This window comes from Pseudomonas sp. NPDC096950 (assembly GCF_044762525.1).
GTDB lineage: Bacteria > Pseudomonadota > Gammaproteobacteria > Pseudomonadales > Pseudomonadaceae > Aquipseudomonas.
Genome location: NZ_JBIWEL010000019.1, coordinates 93,906 through 115,450, shown reverse-complemented (window position 1 = coordinate 115,450; position 21,545 = coordinate 93,906). Strand labels below are relative to the sequence as shown.

The following is a 21,545-nucleotide window of genomic DNA, read 5'->3' as shown; positions in this document are numbered from 1 at the left end:
CGCACGCCCTTTGAGATTTGTGCCGATGGTCACTAAAAACCTGCAAGACTCATCCCACCCGCAGTGGCCCGAGGCCGCGCAAACCCTGATGGCGCTCATGCATGCCCAAGGTGAAGTCGCACGCCTGAGCGAACGCGAACAACTCTTCAGCTCGTTGCTGGTCAGCGTCAACGCCGTACTTTGGGCCTTCAACTGGGAAACCCGTCAGGTGCTGTACGTCAGCCCCGCCTATGAACGGATTTTCGGCCGTTCCGCCGGGTTGCTGCTGGCCGACTACAACCAGTGGCGCGACAGCATTTACCCCGACGATCTGGACTACGCCGAGCGCAGCCTGGCCGAAGTGCTGGTCAAAGGTGCCGTCGAAGACCGCGAATACCGCATCATCGCCGCCGACGGCCAAGTGCGCTGGCTCAGCGACAAATGCTTCATCAACCGTCAGGCCGAACCGGGGCAACCGGTGATCATCGTCGGCATCGCCGAAGACATCACCGAAAAGAAGCAGATGGAAACCGAGCTGCAACGCCTGGCGACCACCGACGTGCTGACCCAAAGTAGCAACCGCCGACACTTCTTCGAATGCGCCCATCGCGAATTTGAACAGGCGAAGCTGCAGGGCGCGCCTCTGGCCTTCCTGCTGCTGGACATCGATGACTTCAAAGTGGTCAACGACAGCTACGGCCACCCGGCAGGCGACACCGTGCTGCAACACATCGCCGAAAGCGGCCGAGCGGCATTACGCCGGGGTGATCTGTTCGGGCGAATTGGCGGGGAAGAGTTTGCTGCGGTATTCCCGGGCTGCGCGCCGGACATGGCCATGCAAGTGGCCGAGCGCCTGCAAAGAGAGATTCAGCGGTTGAGCTTCAGCCATGATGACCAGACGTTCGGCATCACCGTCAGCCAGGGCCTGACCAGCCTCACCGCCGAGGACGAAAGCCTCGACAGTATGTTTGCCCGTGCGGATGCGGCGATGTACGAAGCCAAGCGTCAGGGCAAGAACCGGATTATCTCGGCCTGACAGACTCAACAAAAACCCCCTGTGGGAGCGGGCTTGCTCGCGAAGGCGTCGTGTCAGTCGATATCAGGGTGCCTGACACGGCGCCTTCGCGAGCAAGCTCCCACAGGGGGAGTGGTGTGAGGTCTACTTTTTGCGCAGTCGCATCAATTCCGGCAACCCGATCTTGAGCAATCGCGCGGTCCGGCTCTTGGCCAGTTCTTCAATGCCCTCATGCTCGGTCAGGCGCGCCAGTTGCGCCGCCATGTTCATCACCAGCGCTTCGCGGGAGTAAACCCCGCCACCGAGCTGGTAGACCGCTGCAATCAGCTCTCGCAACTCCAGCGGCAGGCGCCAGCGAGTTCGCAGCGCCGAACCGTAGCTCGCGCCGAACTCGGCCAGGGCATCGCCGATTTCTTCCCACTCGTCCAGTTCGCCACCGGCCTGCTTCCATTCCTGCAAGCAACGCAGCAATGCCAAGTCACCGAGGCGATGCAGCATTCCCGCGCAATAACAGCGCTCCTGGTCCAGATCCAGTAAGCGCGCCAAAGTCCGGCCATATTCGGCTGTGCGCAACGACAATTCCCAGTAACGCTCGGCATAGTCCGCCAGATGCGAATCACTAAGCCGTGCGCAGCGTTTCAGGGCCAGGCCCAGAATCAGGTTCATGCTTTGCGCGGTGCCCAAGCGATGCAGCGCCTGGGACAGGGTTTGAACCCCGACGCCATGGTGCTGGGCCGCACTGTTGGCGGCGGCGATCAGCACGGCGGTGATTTGCGGATCGTTGCGGATTTCGGCTTCCAGCAGCGTCAGATCAAGGCCATTGGGATTCAGGCTGCGTTTGACCGCCAACTGCACGTCGGTCATCAACGGCGCACCGTCAGTCGACTCCCGTCGACGCTCCAGGTACACCGACAACGTCATGCCCGGTGACAGCGCCGGCACCTCGCAGGACACTTCCTCACCGGCGTTCAGCAGTAACTCCTGCAGACGATGAGTCAGGTTTTCCATGTCCAGAGGTTTGGTCAGGTACGCCGAAGGCGCAAGGGGCAAGGCTTCGCGCACGCTGGCGCTGTCGTTGCGACTGCTCAACAAAATGAACGGCAACGGCGGATTGCGTTTGCGCTGACGAACACTGCGCAAGACGTTCAGGCCATCGATACCGGGCAATTCCCAGTCAACGATCACCAGGTCGTAAGGCACAGTCGCCAGCAGCTCCATCGCTTGCTGGCCATCAGCACACAGGTCCAGCCGTGCGTCGCAGCGCACATTCAACAACACCTGCTTGAGCAGGTCGCGGGACCATGGGTCGGCCTCGGCAATCAGCACTCGCGGAACAGCGGGTAAAACCACAGCGGTCATTCGTACCTCCAACGGCAATGCATGAACCTTAGTCAATGCTGGCCATTCGATACAGCGCGATGTGTTCCGCGGACACGAAAAAACCCGCCGAAGCGGGTTTTTTTGTCGATCAGGTCACACTTGTCGATCAGAGCTCGGAGAAGCACTCTTCGATGATCGCCAGACCTTTGTCCAGTTGCTCGTCCGGCGAAGTCAGCGGTACCAGGACGCGCAGAACGTTGCCGTAAGTGCCGCAGGACAGCAGGATCAGACCCTTGTCGCGCGCCTTGGCCACAACGGCTGCCACGGCTGGAGCGTTCGGCTTGTGGCTGTCGCCATCGACGAACAGCTCGACCGCGATCATTGCGCCCAGGGCACGGACTTCGCCGATCACAGGGTACTTGGCCTGGATGGCTTTGAGGCCAGTGACCAGACGCTCGCCGACAGCCTTGCAGCGATCCAGCAGGTGTTCTTCTTCGAACACTTCCATCACGGCCAGGGCCGCGGCGCAAGCGATCGGGCTACCGGCGTAGGTGCCGCCCAGGCCGCCTGGAGCAATGGCGTCCATGTATTCGGCTTTACCGCACACACCGGCCAACGGGAAACCGCCAGCGATGGATTTGGCGAAGGTGGTCAGGTCGGCAGCAACGCCCATCTGTTCCATGGCGAAGAAAGTGCCGGTACGGCCAGCGCCGGTTTGCACTTCGTCAGCGATCAACAGGATGCCGTGCTGGTCGCACAGAGCGCGCAGGCGCTTCATGAACTCTTTAGGCGCGACGTAGAAACCGCCTTCGCCCTGAACCGGCTCGATGATGATCGCAGCAATGTCACGCGGCTCTGCGTCGTTCTTGAAGATGCGTTCGATGCTGGCGATCGAGTCGTCGATGCTCACACCGTGCAGTTCGTTCGGGTACAGCGCGCGGAAGACGCCGCCTGGCATCAGGCCCATGCCGGCCGAGTAAGGCACGACTTTACCAGTCAGGCCCAGGGTCATCATGGTGCGACCGTGGTAGGCGCCAGTGAACGCGATAACGCCGGCACGGCCAGTGGCGGCACGGGCGATTTTCACGGCGTTCTCTACCGCTTCGGAACCGGTGGTCACCAGCAGGGTTTTCTTGGCGAAATCACCTGGCACCTTGGCGTTGATTTTTTCGCACACTTCTACGTACGGCTCGTAGGCCAGTACCTGGAAGCAAGTGTGGGTCAGCTTGTTCAGCTGTTCGGTCACGGCGGCGATGATTTTCGGGTGCACGTGGCCGGTGTTCAGCACGGCGATACCGCCGGCGAAGTCGATGAACTCGCGACCTTCAACGTCGGTCACGGTGGCGTTCTTCGCGGACTCGGCGAAGATCGGGTGAATCTGGCCAACACCGCGTGGTACAGCGGCTTCGCGGCGTTTCATCAGGGATGCGTTAGTCTTGCTCATAAAGTCCTCATTCACCGCTCATCGGGCGGCGTAGCTCAAGGAAAATGCGGCGGGGAGGCAACTACGGCAGCATGCGATGATCGACTGCCACAGCTTTCCCGGCCACAGAGAAAATTCCGTTTGAAGCGCAGAAAGGGACAGCGCTCTCGTGCCCTTTCTGCTTGAAGCAAAACGCCTGGCCGGGCTTAGATGCCCAGGCAGAGGTATTTGATTTCCAGGTAATCTTCGATGCCGTACTTGGAGCCTTCACGGCCCAGGCCCGACGCCTTGATGCCGCCGAACGGCGCGACTTCGTTGGAGATCAACCCGGTGTTGACGCCGACCATGCCGTATTCCAGGGCTTCAGCCACACGGAACACACGGCCCAAGTCACGGGCATAGAAGTACGAAGCCAAGCCGAACTCGGTGTCGTTGGACATGGCGATCACTTCGGCTTCGTCTTTGAAGCGGAACAGCGGTGCCAGTGGACCGAAGGTTTCTTCCTTGGCCACGGCTGCGTTCTTCGGCACATTGGTCAGGATGGTTGGCTCGAAGAAGTTGCCTTCCATCACCTTGCCACCGACCAGAACGGTTGCGCCTTTGCTGATCGCGTCAGCAATGTGCTCTTGAACCTTGGCCACGGCTTTTTCGTCGATCAGCGGGCCAGTGGTGGTGCCTTCTTCCAGACCGTTGCCGATCTTGAGTTTTGCCACGGCCACTTTCAGCTTCTCGGCGAACGCGTCGTAGACCGAATCCTGAATGTACAGACGGTTGGCGCAGACGCAGGTCTGGCCGTTGTTGCGGTACTTGGAAATGATCGCGCCTTCAACGGCCTTATCCAGGTCCGCGTCGTCGAACACGATGAACGGCGCGTTACCGCCCAGTTCCAGGGAGACTTTCTTGATGTCCTTGGCGCATTCAGCCATCAGCTGACGACCGATTTCGGTCGAGCCAGTGAAGGACAATTTGCGCACGATCGGGTTGCTGGTCAGCTCGCTACCGATGTCGCCGGCGCTGCCGGAAACAACGCTGAACACACCGTTCGGGATGCCGGCACGCTGGGCCAGTTCAGCCAGAGCGAATGCGGAGAATGGAGTTTGCGAAGCAGGCTTGAGCACCATGGTGCAACCGGCGGCCAGTGCTGGACCCGCCTTGCGGGTGATCATCGCGGCCGGGAAGTTCCACGGGGTGATCGCTGCGGTCACACCGATTGGCTGCTTGATCACGATCAGGCGCTTGTCTGGCTGGTGACCCGGAATCACATCACCGTAGACGCGCTTGGCTTCTTCGGCGAACCACTCGATAAAGGAAGCGGCGTAAACGATTTCGCCCTTGGCTTCGGCCAATGGCTTGCCTTGCTCGAGGGTCATCAGGCGAGCGAGGTCGTCCTGGTTTTCGATGATCAGCTCGAACCAGCGACGCAGCTTGTTCGCGCGATCCTTGGCGGTCAGTGCACGCCAGGCCGGCAGCGCTTTGTCAGCGGCTTCAATTGCACGGCGGGTTTCGGCAGCGCCCATCTTCGGCACGGTGCCCAGAATTTCGCCCGTTGCCGGGTTGTTGACCTTGATCGTCTGACCGTTGTCCGCATCGACCCAAGCGCCATCGATAAAGGCTTGCTGGCGGAACAACTGGGTGTCTTTAAGCTGCATGTCGGCTTTCCTTAACAGCACCGCGACCAGCGCGGAGCGAATTATGATTGTAGAAAGGCGCCTCAAAGGCTGCCGTCAGGGAAATCATTCACCGGGCTGAAGCACATAAATAGCGCACGGAATGGACTCGTGCGGTTCAGCACCCAGACAAGAGCGTTTGAAATCTCAAACGAATCCTAGGATCAAAGGGGGTAAAGGACAATAGCCTGTTCGAAAAAAAGAACGAAAACGGCGCATTTGCCTATTTTTTCTGATCAACGTAGCAAACGGGTGTTACAGCTTGGAAAAACACAGCCTATTCAGCAGCATGGACGCCCGCAACGCATATGAGTATCATGGCGCCCGCTTGCACCAGTAGCTCAGCTGGATAGAGTACTGCCCTCCGAAGGCAGTGGTCGTGGGTTCGAATCCCGCCTGGTGCACCATATAGTAGAAACAAGAAGGCCTCAGTCCGCAGGGACTGAGGCTTTTTTGTGGGTGGTATGTTTGCCTGACGATCAATGTTGCTTGATTCGAACAGCCGGGCGATGTATTTCGCGATTAGACATGGCCCACCCGGTAATGCCGCAAGACAAGAATTGTATGAAGAGCCCGCGCGAAAAAAAAGTTACACTAATTAACTAACCTTTTTTCCGGGACTTCGCTTATGCCCAGCCCTTCCCTGGCCTCTCTGCCCGCCGATACGCAAGCGTCACCTGCCGACAGTGACATTCTTGACAGCCTGATCGGCTACGCGCTGCGTCGTGCGCAGCTTCAGGTGTTTCAAAACCTTGTCGAGCAGCTCAACGCTTTCGATTTGCGGCCGGCGCAATTTTCCGCATTGGCGATTATCGAGCAGGCACCTGGGCTCATGCAGACCGATCTGGCCCGCAGTCTGGCCATCGATCCACCTCAGGTGGTGCCGTTGTTGAACAAGCTTGAGAAACAGGGCTTGGCCCTGCGTATTCGTTGCAAGCCAGACAAACGCTCTTATGGAATTTTTTTGAGCAAGGTCGGTGAAGCGACGCTCAAGCAGCTCAAGGAAGTAGCCGCACAAAGTGATTTGACCGCGACCCGTAATCTCAGCGATGCCGAGCGCGCGCAGTTGCTCACGTTGCTGCACAAGGTCTACAGGACACCTGCCGGTGACAGCTAATCAGTGATGGGGCGTGCGTCGTGTTCGGGTGAACGTCGGACTCTCAAGCAATAGCGCCATGCCTTGCCCCCCGCCGACACACACAGAAGCGATGCCGAAGCGCAGGCCACTTTGCTTCAGCTGTCGGCCCAGGGTCATGGCCAGCCGCAACCCGGTTGCTGCCAATGGATGCCCCATCGCAATAGCGCCCCCACAGACATTGAGGCGCCGCGGATCGAGTCCCAACTCACGCTGTACCGCCAGAACTTGGGCGCCTTGGGCCTCATTGATCTCGAACAGATCAATATCGTCCAGGCTCAGGCCCGTGCGCTCCAACAACAGACGAATGGCCTGCACCGGTCCAAGCCCCATCAACTCAGGCTCAACGCCCACCACCGCGCTCGCACGCAACATGGCAAGCAGGGGCATTTCGCGAAAATGGCTGGCTCTGGCCACCAACATGGCCGCCGCGCCATCGACCACCGCGCAGCTATTGCCCGCCGTTTGCACGCCACACGCGGAAAGGGTCGGCAATGCAGCCAATGTCTCCAGAGATGAATGGCGGATGTGGGTATCACGACTGACCTTTGCAACCTTGCGTGGCAATGCAATGGAACGTGTGCAGTACCCATCCTGCTCGAAGCGCTCGGACTGCACCGTCACCAGTTCATCGTCAAACCAGCCTTGCTCCTGGGCCGCCATGGCTCGGGCGAAACTCAGATGAGCCCACTCATCGACATCCTGACGGCTGATCGTGTACTGCTGAGCAAGCGTCTCGGCGGTTTCAATCATGTTGATGCCGATGGCCGGATCGAACAGCGCCTCCCACAAGAAGTCCTTGAACTGTACCGGCTCCCCAAGACTGAATCCGCCCCGGTGGGTATATGCCGCGATCGGGTTGCGCGACATAGACTCACTGGCAACGCACAAGACCATATCGGCGTCATCGCGATCAATCCGCTCAGCGGCCTGATGAAGTATCTCCAGGCCGGTCGCACAGATGCGCTGTACCTGCAGCGCAGGCACCGCAACGGGCACACCGCTGTAAAGACCAATGTGCCGGGGCATGAAGTACGCGTCGAAACTGCTCTGTGCCACGGATCCGGCAATCACTGCATCGACCGCCGCAGGATCCATCGCCGAGCGGGCCAGGACGGTCCGCGCGACTTTGATTCCCAGGTCCGTCGGCGACACCTTGGCCAGCGGCCCGCCAAGATCGCTCCACGGCGTACGCACAGCGCTTAAAAGAGCAACATCGTCGAAAGCTTCAAAGCTACCTTTTCGCCGCCTATGCATGGATGATCGCACTATCGCGTCCCGCATACAGATCATCCAGCCGAGCCGCCCGACGCTCCAGTGCGATGCGCTGATTGATCGAACCTTTGTCAGTAATCTCACCGCTGTCGATGGAGGGCACCTCGGCCAGCAGGTACGCCCAGTCGATACGGCTGGCGCTGCCCGTTGCTTCCTCATTGAGCCGCTTCAAAAGACTGGCCACCCAGTCACGCACCGCCTGCGATGCCACGATGTCTTCGGGCAGGGCATGACTGTCCAGCCCCGCCAGCATCCGGCACTCAGCCATGCGTGGGAAAATCAGGATGCCCAGTCGCTCGCGATCAGGTGCAGCGATCAATACGTCTTGAACGTAAGGCGCGCCGGCCAGGATAATCCGTGCACGCAACGGGCCGACGCTAATGAAAACGCCAGACGACAATTTGAAGTCTTCGGCGATCCGCCCGTCGAACATCAACCCCAGGCGCGGATTATTCGGGTCTGCAAACCTCACCGCATCCCCCGATCGATAAAAACCTTCATCATCGAACGCCGAGCCGGTTTCTGCCGGCAGGCGCCAGTAACCCGGCATCACGTGGGGCCCGCGGAAACGGACTTCGAGTTTGCCGTCGACCGGTGCAAGCTTCACTTCACAGCCAGGTGCCGGCAAGCCGATGTAACCGGCCACCGACAGCGGCCCCGTGGTGAATGTGCAGGAGGGTGCCGTTTCGGTCATCCCCAACCCCGCCATCATCCGGATACGCTCACCGCAATGGTCCTGGGCAACCTTGTCCAGACGGTTCCAGACCGCTTGGGACAATCCGGCGCCAGCGAAAAAGAACAATTTCACCCGGGCAAAGAAATGCTCACGCAACTCGGCATCTTGCTCCAGCGCCGTCACCAGGTCTTCCCACCCCTTGGGCACAGTCAGGTAAGCGGTAGGAGAGACGTCCTTGAGATTGCGCAGGGTTTCGTCAAACAGCTGAGGTGTCGGCTTGCCGTCGTCGATGTACAACGTGCCACCGTTGTACAAAACGATGCCCACGTTATGGCTGCCACCAAACGTGTGGTTCCACGGTAACCAGTCCACCAGAACCGGCGGCTCTTGCGCAAAGACCGGGAAGGTTTGCAGCAGCATCTGTTGGTTGGCAGAGAGCATCCCCTGAGTCGTGATGACACCCTTGGGATTTTTAGTCGAGCCGGAGGTAAACAGAAACTTGGCGATAGTCGCCGGGCCGATCGCCGCGAACGCCGCATCCGCTTGATTGCTGTGAGGCGCGAGCAACAGGTTGCTGAACAGATCGCAGTCGTGCCCCGCCAGTGTTCCGGTGGTAAATATCAAAGGCGTGCCCTTCGGCACGACAGCCTCGATGGCGCGACTGTACTGGCTGGCATCACTGGCAAATACCAGGCCGGGTTCAAGGGCCTGGACAATGTGCCGCAGCTTGGCGAAGTCTCGAGAAACCGTGGAGTAAGCGGGCGACACCGGGCAAAACGGAATGCCCGCGTACAGCGCCGCACACGCCAGTTGAATGTGCTCCAGGTCATTACCGGACAGGATGACCAGCGGGTGCTCGGCGGACAAACCAAACCGGAGCAGGTTTTGCGCCAGTGCGCGACTACGCTCGAGCATTTGTTGGTAGCTGATGTGCTGCCACTGACCGTCGGCCCCACGCCGCGCAACAAACGTCTGATCAGGCCGGTTGAGCGCCCAGTGAAGCAGCCGGTCCAGTACACGCGGCGGGTAATCCCCCAGGGGCTCTTCCGACTGCAAATACGTAAAGCCGCCCTGCTCGCGGGTCTGCACTCCTGCTTGACCCAGACTGACGTGACGATACCCCGAACTACCCGGACGCTGGCTGCTCGATGAAGAGACTTCGGACATGGAGCATTCCTCGATTCTTTTGATTGTAGGGAATGACAAAACCAAGGCTCTACCGTCGGCAGCCGGGCCCATGCAGCTCGGGGTGAGCCCTGGGACGACAAGCCGCCGAGGTAGCGGTGGCGGACTTACCGCTTGTAGGCCTGAAGGCCTGGCTTGATGCTCTTGTCATCGAGGAATTGCTTCAGGCCCTGTTCGCGGCCGTGTTCCGGATCACGCAGCTGCGCCTGATCAAGCTTGGCGTACAGGTAGTCTTCATTTTGCTCCCATGTCAGTTCGCGGCAACGCTTGAAACCGATCTTGGCGGCACGCAGCACTACCGGGTTCTTGTCGAGAAGATCCTGTGCCAACTCGATCACTTCGTCTCGCAGGCGCGCCAGTGGCACGCTTTTGTTGACCAGGCCCATTTGCGCAGCCTTGGGCCCCTCGAAGGTCTTGCCGGTCATGATGTAGTAGAGCGACTCGCGGTGGCCGACGGTGTCGGCCATGGCCTTGCTCACCAGGTTGCCAGGGGGAATGCCCCAGTTGATCTCGGACAAACCAAAAGTTGCTTCATCTGCACAGATAGCCAGGTCACAAGCCACCAACGGGCTGAATCCACCGCCGAAGCACCAGCCATTGACCATCGCGATGGTCGGCTTGCTGTACATGCGCAACAGTTTCCACTGCCACTCCGAGGCATCACGGCGGATGCGCTCTTGAAGGATTTCCGGACCGGCGTCCACTTCGCGGAAATATTCCTTGAGGTCCATGCCTGCGGTCCAGGCCGTGCCGGCCCCTGTCAGCACCAGAACCTTGGCGTCGGAATCCTGCTCGACGGTTTCCAGGACGTCGCGCATTTCCCTGTTCAATGTCGGGCTCATCGCGTTGCGCTTGGCGGGACGGTTCAGGGTGACCCAGGCAATGCCGTCTGCCACGTCTACCTTCACTGTCTGCCAACGGTTTTCGTACTTGCTCATTACCGGACCCTTACTCATGTTTGTTTGATGGTGCGTGGAAGAAAGACTATTCAAGAAAATTAGTTATGTCAATTAACTATTAATCTGCATAACCATGTTCGCAGCGGGTTGGCGGCACCCCGATGGCGCGTCAGTGACGAATATTTTCGTCGGCAAGAGAAAGTGCGCGAGCGCCGGCAGCAGGATCAGCGAGCCGAGCATGTTCACGATGAACATGAAGGCCAGCAGTATTCCCATGTCGGCTTGAAACTTGATTGGCGAAAACGCCCAGGTGAAGACCGCGATCGCCAGGGTGATGCCGGTCAGCAGCACGACCTTCCCGGTGAACAGCAGTGCGCTGTAATAGGCCTGGGACAAGCTGTCACCGGCGCGCATTCGGGCCAGGATCACGCTGAGAATGTAGAGCGCGTAGTCGATGCCGATACCGACACCCAAGGCAATGACCGGCAAGGTTGCTACCTTCACCCCCATACCCAGCCCGACCATCAACGCCTCACACAGGATCGACGTCAGCGCCAGCGGCACCACCGCGACCACCACCGCTCGCCAGGACTTGAATGTCACCCAACACAGCAAAATCACTGCGCCGTACACCAGCCACAGCATTTCGTGCATCGACTTTTTCACCACGATATTGGTCGCAGCCTCAATGCCCGCACTGCCCGCCGCCAACAGGAACTTCGCCTCGCCGTCCTTGTGCCTGGCAATAAACGCCTCGGTGGTGTCGACGACTCGACTAAGGGTGTCGGCCTTGTGGTCGGCCAGATACACATACAGCGACAACAGCGAACATCCCTGATTAAACAACTCTCGGGATGCACGGCCCTGGACCGTTCCCAGCGCGCTATCGTTGGGGATCAATTCATACCATTTGAAACTGCCTTCGTTGTAGCCGGAGGTGGCGATCTTGCTCAGCGTCGCCATTGAATTGGTCGACTCGACACCCGGCAATTGCTCAAGTTGTGCAGCCAGCTCATCCACCGCTGAAAGCGTCGAGTAGTGCGTGCACTGGTCCTCGCCCGTCTGGACCATGATCATGAAAATATCGGAGCTGGCGGCGTAGTTGCGGTTCATGAACGCCGCATCCTGGTTGTACCGGGAATCGGCACGCAACTCTGGAGCGCCAGGGTCCAGGTCACCTACTTTCAGCCGCCAACTGACCGCCATGCCGGCACCCGCCAATACCAGGCACACCAGCACGGCGCCTACCGCCCAGCGCCGCTGGGTGAACAAATCCAGCAAGTACCACAGCGGATGTTTGGCCTGGGCGCGCATCTCGCTGCTTTCTTCGCGCAAACTGCGAATCGCCGCCTGCCTGCCGACACCGAAATAGCTCAGCAGGATCGGTAACAGAATCAGGTTGGTAAAAATCAGCACGCCGACACCGATGCTGGCGGTCATCGCCAGATCTTGAATCACGCGAATCTGAATGACCATCAACACGGCGAAGCCCACCGCATCGCACAGCAACGCCGTCATGCCGGCCGCAAACAGGCGGCGGAAGGTATAGCGCGCCGCGACCACCCGATGCGTGCCGCGCCCGATGTCCTGCATGATCCCGTTCATCTTCTGTGCGCCGTGGCTCATGCCGATCGCGAACACCAGGAACGGCACCAGTACCGAATAAGGGTCCAGCTCGAACCCCAGTGTCGCCAGCAGACCGATTTGCCAGAGCACGGCGATCAGCGAACACATCACGACTATCACCGTGCTTCTCACACAGCGCGTGTACCAGAACAGGATGGCCACGGTGATCGCCACGGCGACGACGAAGAACAGCAAAATCTGCCCCAGGCCCTCGATAAGATCACCCAGGATCTTCGTGAACCCGGTGATATGAATCTGAATATCGTCGCTCTGATATTTGTGCCGCAACGCTTCCAGCTGGGCAGAAAACTGCCCGTAGTCCAGAGGCTTGCCGGTGTCCGGATTGATGTCCAGAAGTGGCACGAAAATCACGCTGGACTTGAAATTACCCGCCACCAACTGACCGACTTCACCCGATCGCGCCACGTTGCTGCGAATCTGCGCCAGGCTTTTCGCGGAGCCATCGTACGTGGCCGGAATGACCGTATCGCCATCCAGGCCGTCCTCCGTCACAGCCATCCAGCGCGTGCTCGGGGTCCACAAAGACTTCATGAATGGCTTGTCGACACCCGGAAACAGGTACACCTCGTCATTGATTTTCGCCAGCGTGTCGAGGTATTGCTTGTCGAAAATGCTGTCCTTGCTGGTCGAGACGGCAATGCGGATCGAGTTGCCCAGACCGCTTAAATCGTTGCGGTGCGCCAGGTAATTGCTGATATAGGGATGACCCGTGGGAATGGTTTTTTCGAAACTGGCGTTCAGGCCGATACGCGTCGCCTGCACGCCCAGCACCAGCGTCAACACCAGACAGAACAGCACTACCCAAGGGCGATGATTGAAGATGGCGCGCTCGCTCCAACTGCCGGACTGGCTGTCGAACTCTTCGAGACGCTGGACGATTTTTTGTTGTTCGATCGACTTATGGTTGTTCACTTCTAACTCCGAACCGCTGATTCTTGCTGCTCATCGGGCACTCGATAAAGCGCCTGCACATTCGCGGAAGACGCCATTGGGACCAGCAACCACGACGCTCCCCGAAGGACTGATCGCTACCGCTGCCGTTGCCGCACCACAGGTCCCCGCCACGCGCTCAAAGTGCTCACTGCCAGGCGCATTGACCAACAGCTCTCCCGCCTGGGTCGCCAACAACAACGCTCCATTGGCCAGTGGCACCGCCGCGGAAAACGAACTGTCGACCTGGGTGGAAATTCGCTGCCAGGTATCGCCCCTGTCGGCCGACCAGAACGCCGCTCCACGCAAGCCGAAGGCGACCAACTCGCCGTGTCGCGATGCTGCGATCCCGAACAGGCTGCCTTCATAGGGAAGGGATAATTTCTGGAAGCTTTGTGCGCCATCCCGACTGCGCAACAGCAGGCCTCGCTCACCGGCGATGTACAGCGCACCGTCCGCGCTCAGTAAACTGTTGAAGTGATAGGACTGAGGGTTGTCGACATGCCAGGACCACGGCTGCCAGGTTTTTCCGCCGTCACTGGTACGCAGCAACAGGTTGTAGGCGCCCGCCACAAAACCGTTACGGCTGTCACTGAACAGCACATCCAAAAACGGCTTGTCGGGGCCGTCGGCCACCAGTTGCTCTGCCTCTTTGACTCGCTGCCCGTTCTGCGGTCCGCTGCCTTGTTCGGCAGCGGCCCTATACAACTCGGCGACCTGCACGCCATCGAGCTGTTTCTCCCAGGTCTGTCCGCCGTCGACGGTGTGAAGCACCACACCTTGATGCCCCACCGCCCACCCTTGCTGGTCGTCGACAAATTGAACGGCGGTCAACGCCACGCCGACCGGCACCTTAGCCTGCTGCCAGTGATTGCCATCATCGTCCGACAGCAGCACCAAGCCGCGTTCACCGACCACTACCAGCCGCGCGCCCGCACGCGTCACACCCAACAAGACGCTCTTGGTGGCGTGCTGATTGAGCATCGCCGGCTGATCGAGCACCGCAGGCCGCGGCCCTTCTTGAGCGTTGCAGATTTCTGCCGAGCACAGCACTACCAATAGGGCGATTGCGCGGAGCAATGCCCTTGAACATTTCAAATCGATCATCGTTTTACTGCCTGGGTTGATTACCTGAAACCGGGCGACTCAGAACGAGTCGACCCGGCACTGCGGGCGTCAGCGTGAGCTTTCACCCGCCATGGCATCCGGCGTAAAAAACGACGAAGGTTGACGCGACGTACGGGCGTAATGGACAGGCGTGTCGTTGGACGACAAGCCATGTACATAGGCGCCGGTATCGATGTTGTAGGTGCCCCACATGAACTGCGTTGTGAGGGCCGGCAGGTCACCGGCCAGGTACGGCAGCGACCAGGTCTGGCGGATCAACTTGTTCTGCGCGTCATATCCGTCAACCAGGACGATCTGCCACGTGTCCTCATCAACATAGTAGGTGCGACGCGGGACCACGTGACGCTGATCAGCCTTAAGCGTGGCTTCCACCACCCAGACGCGATGCTTTTCCCACCGAACATGGTCGGGATTGAGGAAATTGGGTGTCACCAGTTCATCACTGGGCACCAGCACTGACTTGTTGGAGTTGTAAGGCACGTACAGTTCTTTTTTCCCCACCAGCTTCAAGTCATGTTTATCGGAAGGGCCGAACAGCATGAAGGCTTCGTCGAAATAACTGACGCCGGAGGCCACGAAGTTCGGCGTGTCATAGGCGATGTTGGGCAGTCGACGAACCCGACGTTGCCCCACCAGGTATTGCCAACTGGCCCGCTTGGCCGGGCTAAGGTTGTAATAGACCATCAGCCCTTCGCCGTTCTTCGACGCAGGCAATTCGGTGAGGAGCTTGCCCTGGAAATAGTTGCCATCAAATTTGTCGGCGCTGCCTTCTTGAAAATAGTACGGGTATTGATAGAAAAACGGCGTTTGGGTCGCCAGTACCTTTTTGCCACCCGAGGTCATCAACCAAGTGTCGAATGAGCTGGTGAAGGTGTCACCGCCGTTCCAGGCCAGGCGATGGTTCCACAGGACCTCTGCACCGTTCTTGGCGATCGGAAACGGGATACCGCCATACACGCCGCTGACGTCTTCGGTGGCAACATCGATCTTGCCGGTGGTGGCGTTTTTGAAGGTGTTGTCATACCCCCATTGCGGCGCAGCGGCAGTACGGTGCGTCGGGTAGATATCCAGGCGATACGCCGGATATTTCTTCAACATGATTTTCGTGCCCTCGGCCAGTTTGTCGGCGTACTGGTCGAGGTTCTTGTTGCTGATCGACAGTAATGGTTTTTCTGCGGCAAACGGGTCCGGGCGTTTGTCGCCCTGTTTGTAGTTGGCAGCGGACTGGGTGTAACCGCCGGTCCAGGCGGGAATACTGCCATCGGCATTACCGGCTTTCTCGGCGCCGAAAGGCGTGAGATCGGTTTTCAAATGAGCGGCTTCCTCCGGGGTCACGGCAGCCATGGCCATTGAAGCGCTGGTTAACGCCAGCATCAGTAAAAACCGTCGCAGGGAGTTTTTTGTGATCATTATTTGCCCCTCTAATCAAAATGTTTTCTTTACGTAGGCCGAAACGAAGTCTCGGTCTGCCAGGCTTTGTCCATAGGTGAACGTCCCCGCCTCATCCAGCAGTGGGGCCTTGGGGCCAAAGTAATTGACATAGTTGACCCCGAATTCCAGGTCCTGCAGGTACGTGGCCTTGACCCCGACGCTCCAGTCCCCGCCATGCTCTACACCGAAACCTGCCTGATTGACGGCCGAGGAACGTCCATCCAGGCCAATGCCCAGGCCGATGGGAACAGTGATGTCGATACCATCCAGCACCTGGAAGTACGCCGGTTCCATCAGCACACGAAACGCCGTGGCATCCCGGGTGGTATTGGGATCGATCTCGGCACGGTTTTCGGTGGCGCTCAGGGTGCGGTTCCAGGCCAGTTCGGCGAGCAAGTTGCCGCCATCCCAGAACGCGGTCTGGTTCAGCAGATAAATCGTCGACAGATTGATGTGAGCCGTGTGGCCCTTGGCGTACAAGGCATGGGAGTCGTTGTCGGCCTGCTGGCCCGGCGTCACCACTTGCAGGCTGCTGACCAAGGGGGCATCCCACCGCAGTGACGCTTCGGCCGCGAAATTGAAAGGGCCATAGGAGGTGGAGGCACTGGCGCCTACCGTCTTTATCTTCTCGGCATAAACCTGATTGTAGGAACCGAAAACCGGCGCGACGCCCTGCGGTGTGGTCACCACCCCTGTCAGGTTGGCGTAGACACTGCTCGGGGTCTTGTCGTTGTATTGCGCAGCGTAAAGACCAAACTCGTAATCGGTGCCGTCCGGCTTGTAGCGCAGTTGCAGGCCACCCTGCCCGGAATTGCGCGCCTTGATATCGCCACCGTTGACGCTCGGACCGGTCAGCGAATCCACGGTGCCCGCGCCATGGCCGAGAATATCGAAGGTGCTCAGGTAACTGCCGGCACCGGGAATGTTTGAACGCTCCCATTCGAATTGGTAGTACGCGCCCAACGACAGTTGCGGATTGACCTGAAATTGTGTGGAGACCTGATTGACGGGTCGCAGGATTTCCTTGAACTGGGTGCCTGGAACGCTCAACAACTTGACCACATCAATCGGGCCCTGGGCATTGGCGATACCGTTACCGCCAAAGAACAGGCTTTCCCCATAGATCAGGCTATGACGCCCCAGTCGCACCGTTGCCTGACCTTTGTCTCCGACATTACCGCGCACAAACACGAACGCGTCGAGCAACTCGGCATCTCGACCATGCAACTGCCGTGTGTCATCGAGGAAATGGCGCTGATCACTGCTGTCGGTGTCTTGGTTATAGACATCGTCATACCAAGTGGCACCGCTGACTCGCAGACCGTAGTTTTTCTGACTGACGTCCAGCTCGGAAAAAACGTCGACGCGATTCGAAACCAGGCCTCGATCAAAATTGCGATCACCCTGGCTTTGTACGTTAGGGTACAAGCCGCCGAGGGTCGGCGAATCGGTCAACTTCGAGTCCTGCTTGCCCACTCGGTAAGCCAGGCTGTACTTCAACGTGTTATCCCAGCGCACCTGCCAATCGCTATCGGTCTGTATCTGCATGGCCTGCGCCATGGAGAACGGCAGAACGGTTGAAACCACACCACACCACGCACTGACTCCCAACGCTGTATTGCGCACAACGCAGACAGAACGACGCATGTAACCACCTCACTATTTTTATTATTCAGGTCAGGCTCAAAGGGCCACGCCGCGCCGTTATCGCGTGATTATTAGCTTATGTAATCAATTTGGCGATATCGAAGGAGTTCCGCGCAGGCGTGACTATTCAAATAAAACATCGTCATCCGTCGAAAATCCATCAAACACTGGGTACCACCGAGCAGAAAAGCAGTGCGGTACGGTGTGGATGATTTATCTTTAGCTGGGCAGATTAGTTATATTTGTTAATCTTAGTGAGCAAGACACATGCCAGACGCGAGGTCGCGCTGAAAGCCCTTATCTAGAAGGCTTTAAGGGAATAACTTGGCGCCGCTGCCGTGTTCGTGGAGAGCGCAGATTCATCATTTGCTGAATTTCATAATCAATCGTGCGGAAAATAATAAAAATGAACGTCCCCGACCACACCCGTGCACCGCTCACTGGCCAGGCGCTCGTCAGCGAAGTACGGTTTTTCCCTCGTCCCGAGGAAGCGAACCCTCACTCCCAGGCAGAGCATTCGTTAGCAGGTGCACACACCAGTGAACTGGTCGGGAACTCACCGGCATTGAGTGCTGCCTGCCACCTGCTGCATCGCGTCGCGCCTACCCGGGCAACGGTGTTATTCACGGGCGAGTCCGGCGTAGGCAAGGAAATGTTCGCGCGCATGCTTCACTGCGCAAGCCCCCGTAGCAACGGCCCCTTTGTGGCAGTTAACTGTGCGGCCATCCCGGAAACACTGATGGAGTCGGAGCTGTTCGGTGTCGAAAAAGGCGCCTTCACTGGCGCAACCCAATCGCGGCCCGGCCGTTTCGAACGGGCCGATGGCGGCACATTATTTCTGGATGAAATCGGCACGCTGAGCATGGTCGCCCAAGGAAAACTACTGCGTGCGCTTCAGGAATCGGAAGTCGAACGGGTGGGTGGGCTTCGTACTTTGAAAATCGATGTCAGGCTGGTAGCCGCCACCAATGTCGATCTGCGCGAAGCCGTGCGATGCGGCGAGTTTCGCGAAGACCTGTTCTTTCGCCTGGAGGTTTTTCCGATCCATCTACCGCCCCTGCGTGAACGCAAGGAAGACATCCCGCTATTGATTAATCATTTCATGCAACGCTTCAACGCCATGCACGGCAAACACCTCAAGGGATTCACACCGAGCGCTTTGGAAATGCTGCTGGACCATGATTTTCCCGGCAACATTCGGGAATTGCAGAACTTCGTGGAACGAGGCGTCATCAACGGCTGCGACCATCAGCACATTGATTTGGCACACCTGCTGGCTCAAGGCTCGCGCAGCGCCGAAACAACCACCGTCGAATCCGGAAAGATGCCCGGCGACCTGTCCCGGGCGGAAATGTTTCAGGTCACTCTTAGGTCGCTGCTCGACAGCGCGCAACAACAAGACATGACGTTGCAGCACCTGGAAACCTTGCTTATTGACCAGACCATGGACAGTGTCAAAGGCAATGTCTCTGAAGCAGCCCGCCGACTGGGGCTGACCCGGGCGCAACTGTCCTACCGCATTTCTCGCAGGCTCGTACCCTGAACACCAGAAACGCCATTGCCCTCGCGAAGGAGGGCAATGGCGTTACAGCCTGGGCGCAACTCAGGATTGCAGCAAAGAATCGATCACCGCATTGGTGAGTTCACCGTATGGCGCACGCATGGGCAGATTGGATTCACCGCCAGCGCTCTGCACGAGCACCGACTTCGCATGGCTGAAGGTCTTGAAGCCTTGCGCACCATGGTAGGCACCGATGCCCGAGTACCCGACGCCACCAAACGGTAGATCGTCGACAAATACATGGGTCATTACATCGTTGATGACGACCGCGCCGGAGGTGGTGCGCTCCAGCACCTGCTGGTGCTCCTTGGGATTCTCGCCGAAGTAATACGCCGCCAGCGGACGTGGCAATTGATTGACGAAATCGATGGCCTCCGAGAAGGTCGAATACGTCTTGATCGGCAGGATCGGACCGAAAATCTCCTCCTGCAACACCAGCATGTCGTCCGTTACATCGACCACGAGCGTCGGCGCAATCTTGCGCAGCTGCGAGTCGGACAAGTCTTCATTCAGCGGGTTGATTTCGATCACCTTGGCACCCTTGGCGCGTGCATCGCTCAGGTACGACTGCAAGCGCTCGAAGTTGGCGGGATTGATGATCGAGGTGTACTGCTGATTATCTTTCAATGACGGATACATTTGCGCTATCGCCGACTTCGCCAGGGCCACGAAGGCCTCCAGGGCGTCTTCCGGCACCAACACGTAGTCTGGCGACAGGCAGATTTGCCCGGCACTGAACGTCTTGACCGTCAGGATGCGCTGGACGGCGGTTTGCAGCGGCGCGCTACGGGAAATAATCACCGGCGATTTTCCGCCCAGTTCCAGCGTCACGGGTACCAGGTTCTGTGCAGCGGCGCGCATGATGTGTTTGCCCACAGAGGTACTGCCGGTGAAGATCAAATGGTCGAAAGGCTGGGCGCTGAACAGCGTGCCAGTGTCCTTCCCGCCCAGTACCACGGTGATCTCCCGCTCATCGAAATGCTGCGCGATCAACTCCGCCAGCAATGCGGAAGTACGCGGGGTCAGTTCCGATGGCTTGAGCATGGCGCGGTTACCCGCCGCGATGATCCCAGCCAATGGCCCGAACGCGAGAATGATCGGGAAATTCCAAGGACTGACAACGCCAACAACGCCCAGTGGCTGATAGTGGACACGAGTCGTGGTGCCAGGAAAAGGCGAATCGAAACTCTGCGCCTGCATCCACTGAGCCAGATGCGCCTTGGTGTGCTTGAGCGTCGCGATTGAACTGCCGACATCCGCCAACAAGGTTTGCTCAATGCTGCGATTGCCAAAATCGTCGGATACGGCCTGTGCCAGGGCGCTGCTGTTTTCCACCAGCAAAGTGATGGCGCGGTCGAGCCGGTCCAGGCGTTTTTCCAGGCTGGGCGGCCCCTCATCCAAATGCGCTTTTTTCATTTGCTGAAGCGCGTGTCCAATCTGCTGCGCACTGACCGCTTCGTTGTCTTTGCCAAGAATGCCCATCGTGAACTCACTCCAAATTGTTATTGTTGTTAAGTTTTTCAACCAGGACACCCAATAGCCAGCCGGAGGCACAGCGACAGCTTTTCATGAGCATCTATGCGGTTTAGGGCTTGAACATTAGCCGGGCAAAATACTTATGTCAATTAATCAAAATGAAGAAAAACGACCTACTGGAAATCGAATCGGGCACCCGTGGCCAGGCTCAAAACATCTCTGGATACCGGCTCAGGAGTTGGAAGATGACGCCTCGAAACCATCGGTGCCCCGGGTCGTTATGCCAACGCGGATGCCACATCGACCGAAGCGCGTAGGGCGTGGCCGCTTCCGGTAACGGCAGTTTGCGCACCGGTGCCGTTTGCACCAGCGTGTCAGCCAGCCGCGTGGGAACCGTGGCAATCAAATCGGTGGACGGCAGAATCCACGGCACCGAAAGATAACCACCGAGGGTCAGCACAACGTTTCTCTTGATGCCCCGCGGTTGCAGCGTGGTGTCTTCCAAGTGCCGGTTAGTACCGGCGGCGACGGCAATGTGAGACTCGCGTCGATAATCGTCCCACGTCAGGGTATCGCCGCGAATGCGCGGATGCTGCTCGCAGACCAGCACCTGGTAATCGTGGTGAAACAGCGTTTGCTGGTAGATAAAATCCGGTGCGCTGGCCACGCTGCCGATCACTACTTCGGCCAATCCGGTTTCCAGCGCGCTGACCATGGACTCGTTCTGTACTTGATGCGAAACCAGGGTGCAGCCCGGTGCATAACGCTGGAAATAGCGAAAAATACTGGGCAGGAAAACCACTTCGCTCATATCGATCATCGCCAAGGTGAAACAGCGTCTGGCGGTTGCCGGGTCGAACACGATCGACGTCAGCACCTCGCTGTTCAGCTTGCTGATGATTTCGCTGATGGGTTGAAAAATAAGTTGCGCCTTGGGCGTCGGCTCCATGCTCGAACCGGAACGAAGGAACAGCTCATCCTGAAAGAGCTCACGCAGTTTCTTCAACGAGTGGCTCACCGCTGACTGAGAGATCCCCAACTGTTTCGCGGCAGTGCTCACGCTTTTCTCGACATAAATCCAGTGGAATACGGCCAGCAGGTTGAGGTCCAGCTGCACACCATGAGTGGTAATCATAGAGCGTATTACCTAT

Annotated in this window: 15 protein-coding genes and 1 tRNA gene; 4 read left to right on the top strand and 12 right to left on the bottom strand. The window is 58.4% G+C overall.

From position 1 onward, the window contains the following. The first annotated feature begins 25 nt into the window (after positions 1 to 25). Entirely contained in the window at positions 26 to 1,015 is a 990-nt protein-coding gene (locus tag ACIQY3_RS24880; RefSeq protein WP_403024922.1) for a GGDEF domain-containing protein, read from the top strand. Between the two features lie 123 nt (positions 1,016 to 1,138). On the opposite strand, the gene ACIQY3_RS24875 is transcribed toward ACIQY3_RS24880, so the two are convergent. From ACIQY3_RS24875 to gabD, 3 genes are all read right to left on the bottom strand, one after another. Then, positions 1,139 to 2,353, bottom strand: coding sequence for an HDOD domain-containing protein (locus tag ACIQY3_RS24875; RefSeq protein WP_403024919.1), 1,215 nt, complete (start codon positions 2,351 to 2,353; stop codon positions 1,139 to 1,141). Between the two features lie 127 nt (positions 2,354 to 2,480). Further along, positions 2,481 to 3,758: a 4-aminobutyrate--2-oxoglutarate transaminase gene (gene gabT / locus ACIQY3_RS24870; RefSeq protein ID WP_054050227.1), complete on the bottom strand. Its 1,278-nt coding sequence runs from the start codon at positions 3,756 to 3,758 to the stop codon at positions 2,481 to 2,483. Positions 3,759 to 3,943: 185 nt separating this feature from the next. Then, positions 3,944 to 5,386 carry an NADP-dependent succinate-semialdehyde dehydrogenase gene (gabD, locus tag ACIQY3_RS24865; RefSeq protein ID WP_403024915.1) on the bottom strand — a complete coding sequence of 481 codons (1,443 nt, stop codon included), beginning with the start codon at positions 5,384 to 5,386 and terminating at the stop codon, positions 3,944 to 3,946. A 348-nt stretch (positions 5,387 to 5,734) separates the two neighbouring features. Between gabD and ACIQY3_RS24860 the strand changes: the two genes are divergently transcribed. Further along, a tRNA-Arg gene (locus ACIQY3_RS24860) sits at positions 5,735 to 5,811 on the top strand. 221 nt (positions 5,812 to 6,032) lie between these two features. Then, positions 6,033 to 6,521 carry a MarR family winged helix-turn-helix transcriptional regulator gene (locus tag ACIQY3_RS24855; protein ID WP_403024913.1) on the top strand — a complete coding sequence of 163 codons (489 nt, stop codon included), beginning with the start codon at positions 6,033 to 6,035 and terminating at the stop codon, positions 6,519 to 6,521. Here the strand turns inward: ACIQY3_RS24855 and ACIQY3_RS24850 are convergent, their stop codons facing one another. The 7 genes from ACIQY3_RS24850 to ACIQY3_RS24820 all read right to left on the bottom strand — a co-directional run bounded on the left by ACIQY3_RS24850 (position 6,522) and on the right by ACIQY3_RS24820 (position 17,357). Continuing rightward, positions 6,522 to 7,823 carry a thiolase family protein gene (locus ACIQY3_RS24850; protein ID WP_403024911.1) on the bottom strand — a complete coding sequence of 434 codons (1,302 nt, stop codon included), beginning with the start codon at positions 7,821 to 7,823 and terminating at the stop codon, positions 6,522 to 6,524. After that, entirely contained in the window at positions 7,789 to 9,657 is a 1,869-nt protein-coding gene (locus ACIQY3_RS24845) for a feruloyl-CoA synthase (protein ID WP_403024909.1), read from the bottom strand. Before ACIQY3_RS24845 ends, ACIQY3_RS24850 begins: the two co-directional genes overlap by 35 nt. 125 nt (positions 9,658 to 9,782) lie before the next feature. After that, on the bottom strand, positions 9,783 to 10,613 hold the full coding sequence (locus ACIQY3_RS24840) for a p-hydroxycinnamoyl CoA hydratase/lyase (RefSeq protein WP_403024906.1): 831 nt from the start codon (positions 10,611 to 10,613) through the stop codon (positions 9,783 to 9,785). A 72-nt stretch (positions 10,614 to 10,685) separates the two neighbouring features. Further along, a complete protein-coding gene (locus ACIQY3_RS24835; protein WP_403024903.1) occupies positions 10,686 to 13,133 on the bottom strand; it encodes an RND family transporter in 2,448 nt (815 codons plus the stop codon). Positions 13,134 to 13,163: 30 nt separating this feature from the next. After that, positions 13,164 to 14,258, bottom strand: a complete 1,095-nt coding sequence (locus tag ACIQY3_RS24830) for a WD40/YVTN/BNR-like repeat-containing protein (protein ID WP_403024900.1) — start codon at positions 14,256 to 14,258, stop codon at positions 13,164 to 13,166. A gap of 69 nt (positions 14,259 to 14,327) precedes the next feature. Beyond that, complete coding sequence (locus ACIQY3_RS24825; protein ID WP_403024897.1) at positions 14,328 to 15,689, bottom strand: DUF1329 domain-containing protein; 1,362 nt, start codon at positions 15,687 to 15,689, stop codon at positions 14,328 to 14,330. A 15-nt stretch (positions 15,690 to 15,704) separates the two neighbouring features. Then, positions 15,705 to 17,357 (bottom strand): DUF1302 domain-containing protein, encoded by a 1,653-nt coding sequence (locus ACIQY3_RS24820; protein WP_403024892.1) that lies wholly within the window; start codon positions 17,355 to 17,357, stop codon positions 15,705 to 15,707. Positions 17,358 to 17,763: 406 nt separating this feature from the next. Between ACIQY3_RS24820 and ACIQY3_RS24815 the strand changes: the two genes are divergently transcribed. After that, on the top strand, positions 17,764 to 18,900 hold the full coding sequence (locus tag ACIQY3_RS24815; RefSeq protein WP_403024890.1) for a sigma-54 interaction domain-containing protein: 1,137 nt from the start codon (positions 17,764 to 17,766) through the stop codon (positions 18,898 to 18,900). A 60-nt stretch (positions 18,901 to 18,960) separates the two neighbouring features. Here ACIQY3_RS24815 and ACIQY3_RS24810 read toward each other — a convergent pair whose 3' ends face one another. Together ACIQY3_RS24810 and ACIQY3_RS24805 are read right to left on the bottom strand one after the other, a co-directional pair. Continuing rightward, complete coding sequence (locus tag ACIQY3_RS24810) at positions 18,961 to 20,400, bottom strand: coniferyl aldehyde dehydrogenase (RefSeq protein WP_403024887.1); 1,440 nt, start codon at positions 20,398 to 20,400, stop codon at positions 18,961 to 18,963. Positions 20,401 to 20,602: 202 nt separating this feature from the next. Then, positions 20,603 to 21,529 carry a LysR family transcriptional regulator gene (locus tag ACIQY3_RS24805; protein WP_403024885.1) on the bottom strand — a complete coding sequence of 309 codons (927 nt, stop codon included), beginning with the start codon at positions 21,527 to 21,529 and terminating at the stop codon, positions 20,603 to 20,605. Between the last annotated feature and the right edge of the window lie 16 nt (positions 21,530 to 21,545).

Excerpts from the sequence above, each read along its gene's own strand:
- ACIQY3_RS24850 (WP_403024911.1), bottom strand. The coding sequence starts at position 7,823 with ATGCGGGACGCGATAGTGCGATCATCCATGCATAGGCGGCGAAAAGGT.
- ACIQY3_RS24825 (WP_403024897.1), bottom strand. The coding sequence starts at position 15,689 with ATGATCACAAAAAACTCCCTGCGACGGTTTTTACTGATGCTGGCGTTA.
- ACIQY3_RS24840 (WP_403024906.1), bottom strand. The coding sequence starts at position 10,613 with ATGAGCAAGTACGAAAACCGTTGGCAGACAGTGAAGGTAGACGTGGCA.
- ACIQY3_RS24830 (WP_403024900.1), bottom strand. The coding sequence starts at position 14,258 with ATGATCGATTTGAAATGTTCAAGGGCATTGCTCCGCGCAATCGCCCTA.
- ACIQY3_RS24875 (WP_403024919.1), bottom strand. The coding sequence starts at position 2,353 with ATGACCGCTGTGGTTTTACCCGCTGTTCCGCGAGTGCTGATTGCCGAG.
- ACIQY3_RS24820 (WP_403024892.1), bottom strand. The coding sequence starts at position 17,357 with ATGCGTCGTTCTGTCTGCGTTGTGCGCAATACAGCGTTGGGAGTCAGT.
- ACIQY3_RS24880 (WP_403024922.1), top strand. The coding sequence starts at position 26 with ATGGTCACTAAAAACCTGCAAGACTCATCCCACCCGCAGTGGCCCGAG.
- gabT (WP_054050227.1), bottom strand. The coding sequence starts at position 3,758 with ATGAGCAAGACTAACGCATCCCTGATGAAACGCCGCGAAGCCGCTGTA.
- ACIQY3_RS24810 (WP_403024887.1), bottom strand. The coding sequence starts at position 20,400 with ATGGGCATTCTTGGCAAAGACAACGAAGCGGTCAGTGCGCAGCAGATT.
- ACIQY3_RS24845 (WP_403024909.1), bottom strand. The coding sequence starts at position 9,657 with ATGTCCGAAGTCTCTTCATCGAGCAGCCAGCGTCCGGGTAGTTCGGGG.
- ACIQY3_RS24805 (WP_403024885.1), bottom strand. The coding sequence starts at position 21,529 with ATGATTACCACTCATGGTGTGCAGCTGGACCTCAACCTGCTGGCCGTA.
- gabD (WP_403024915.1), bottom strand. The coding sequence starts at position 5,386 with ATGCAGCTTAAAGACACCCAGTTGTTCCGCCAGCAAGCCTTTATCGAT.
- ACIQY3_RS24815 (WP_403024890.1), top strand. The coding sequence starts at position 17,764 with ATGAACGTCCCCGACCACACCCGTGCACCGCTCACTGGCCAGGCGCTC.
- ACIQY3_RS24855 (WP_403024913.1), top strand. The coding sequence starts at position 6,033 with ATGCCCAGCCCTTCCCTGGCCTCTCTGCCCGCCGATACGCAAGCGTCA.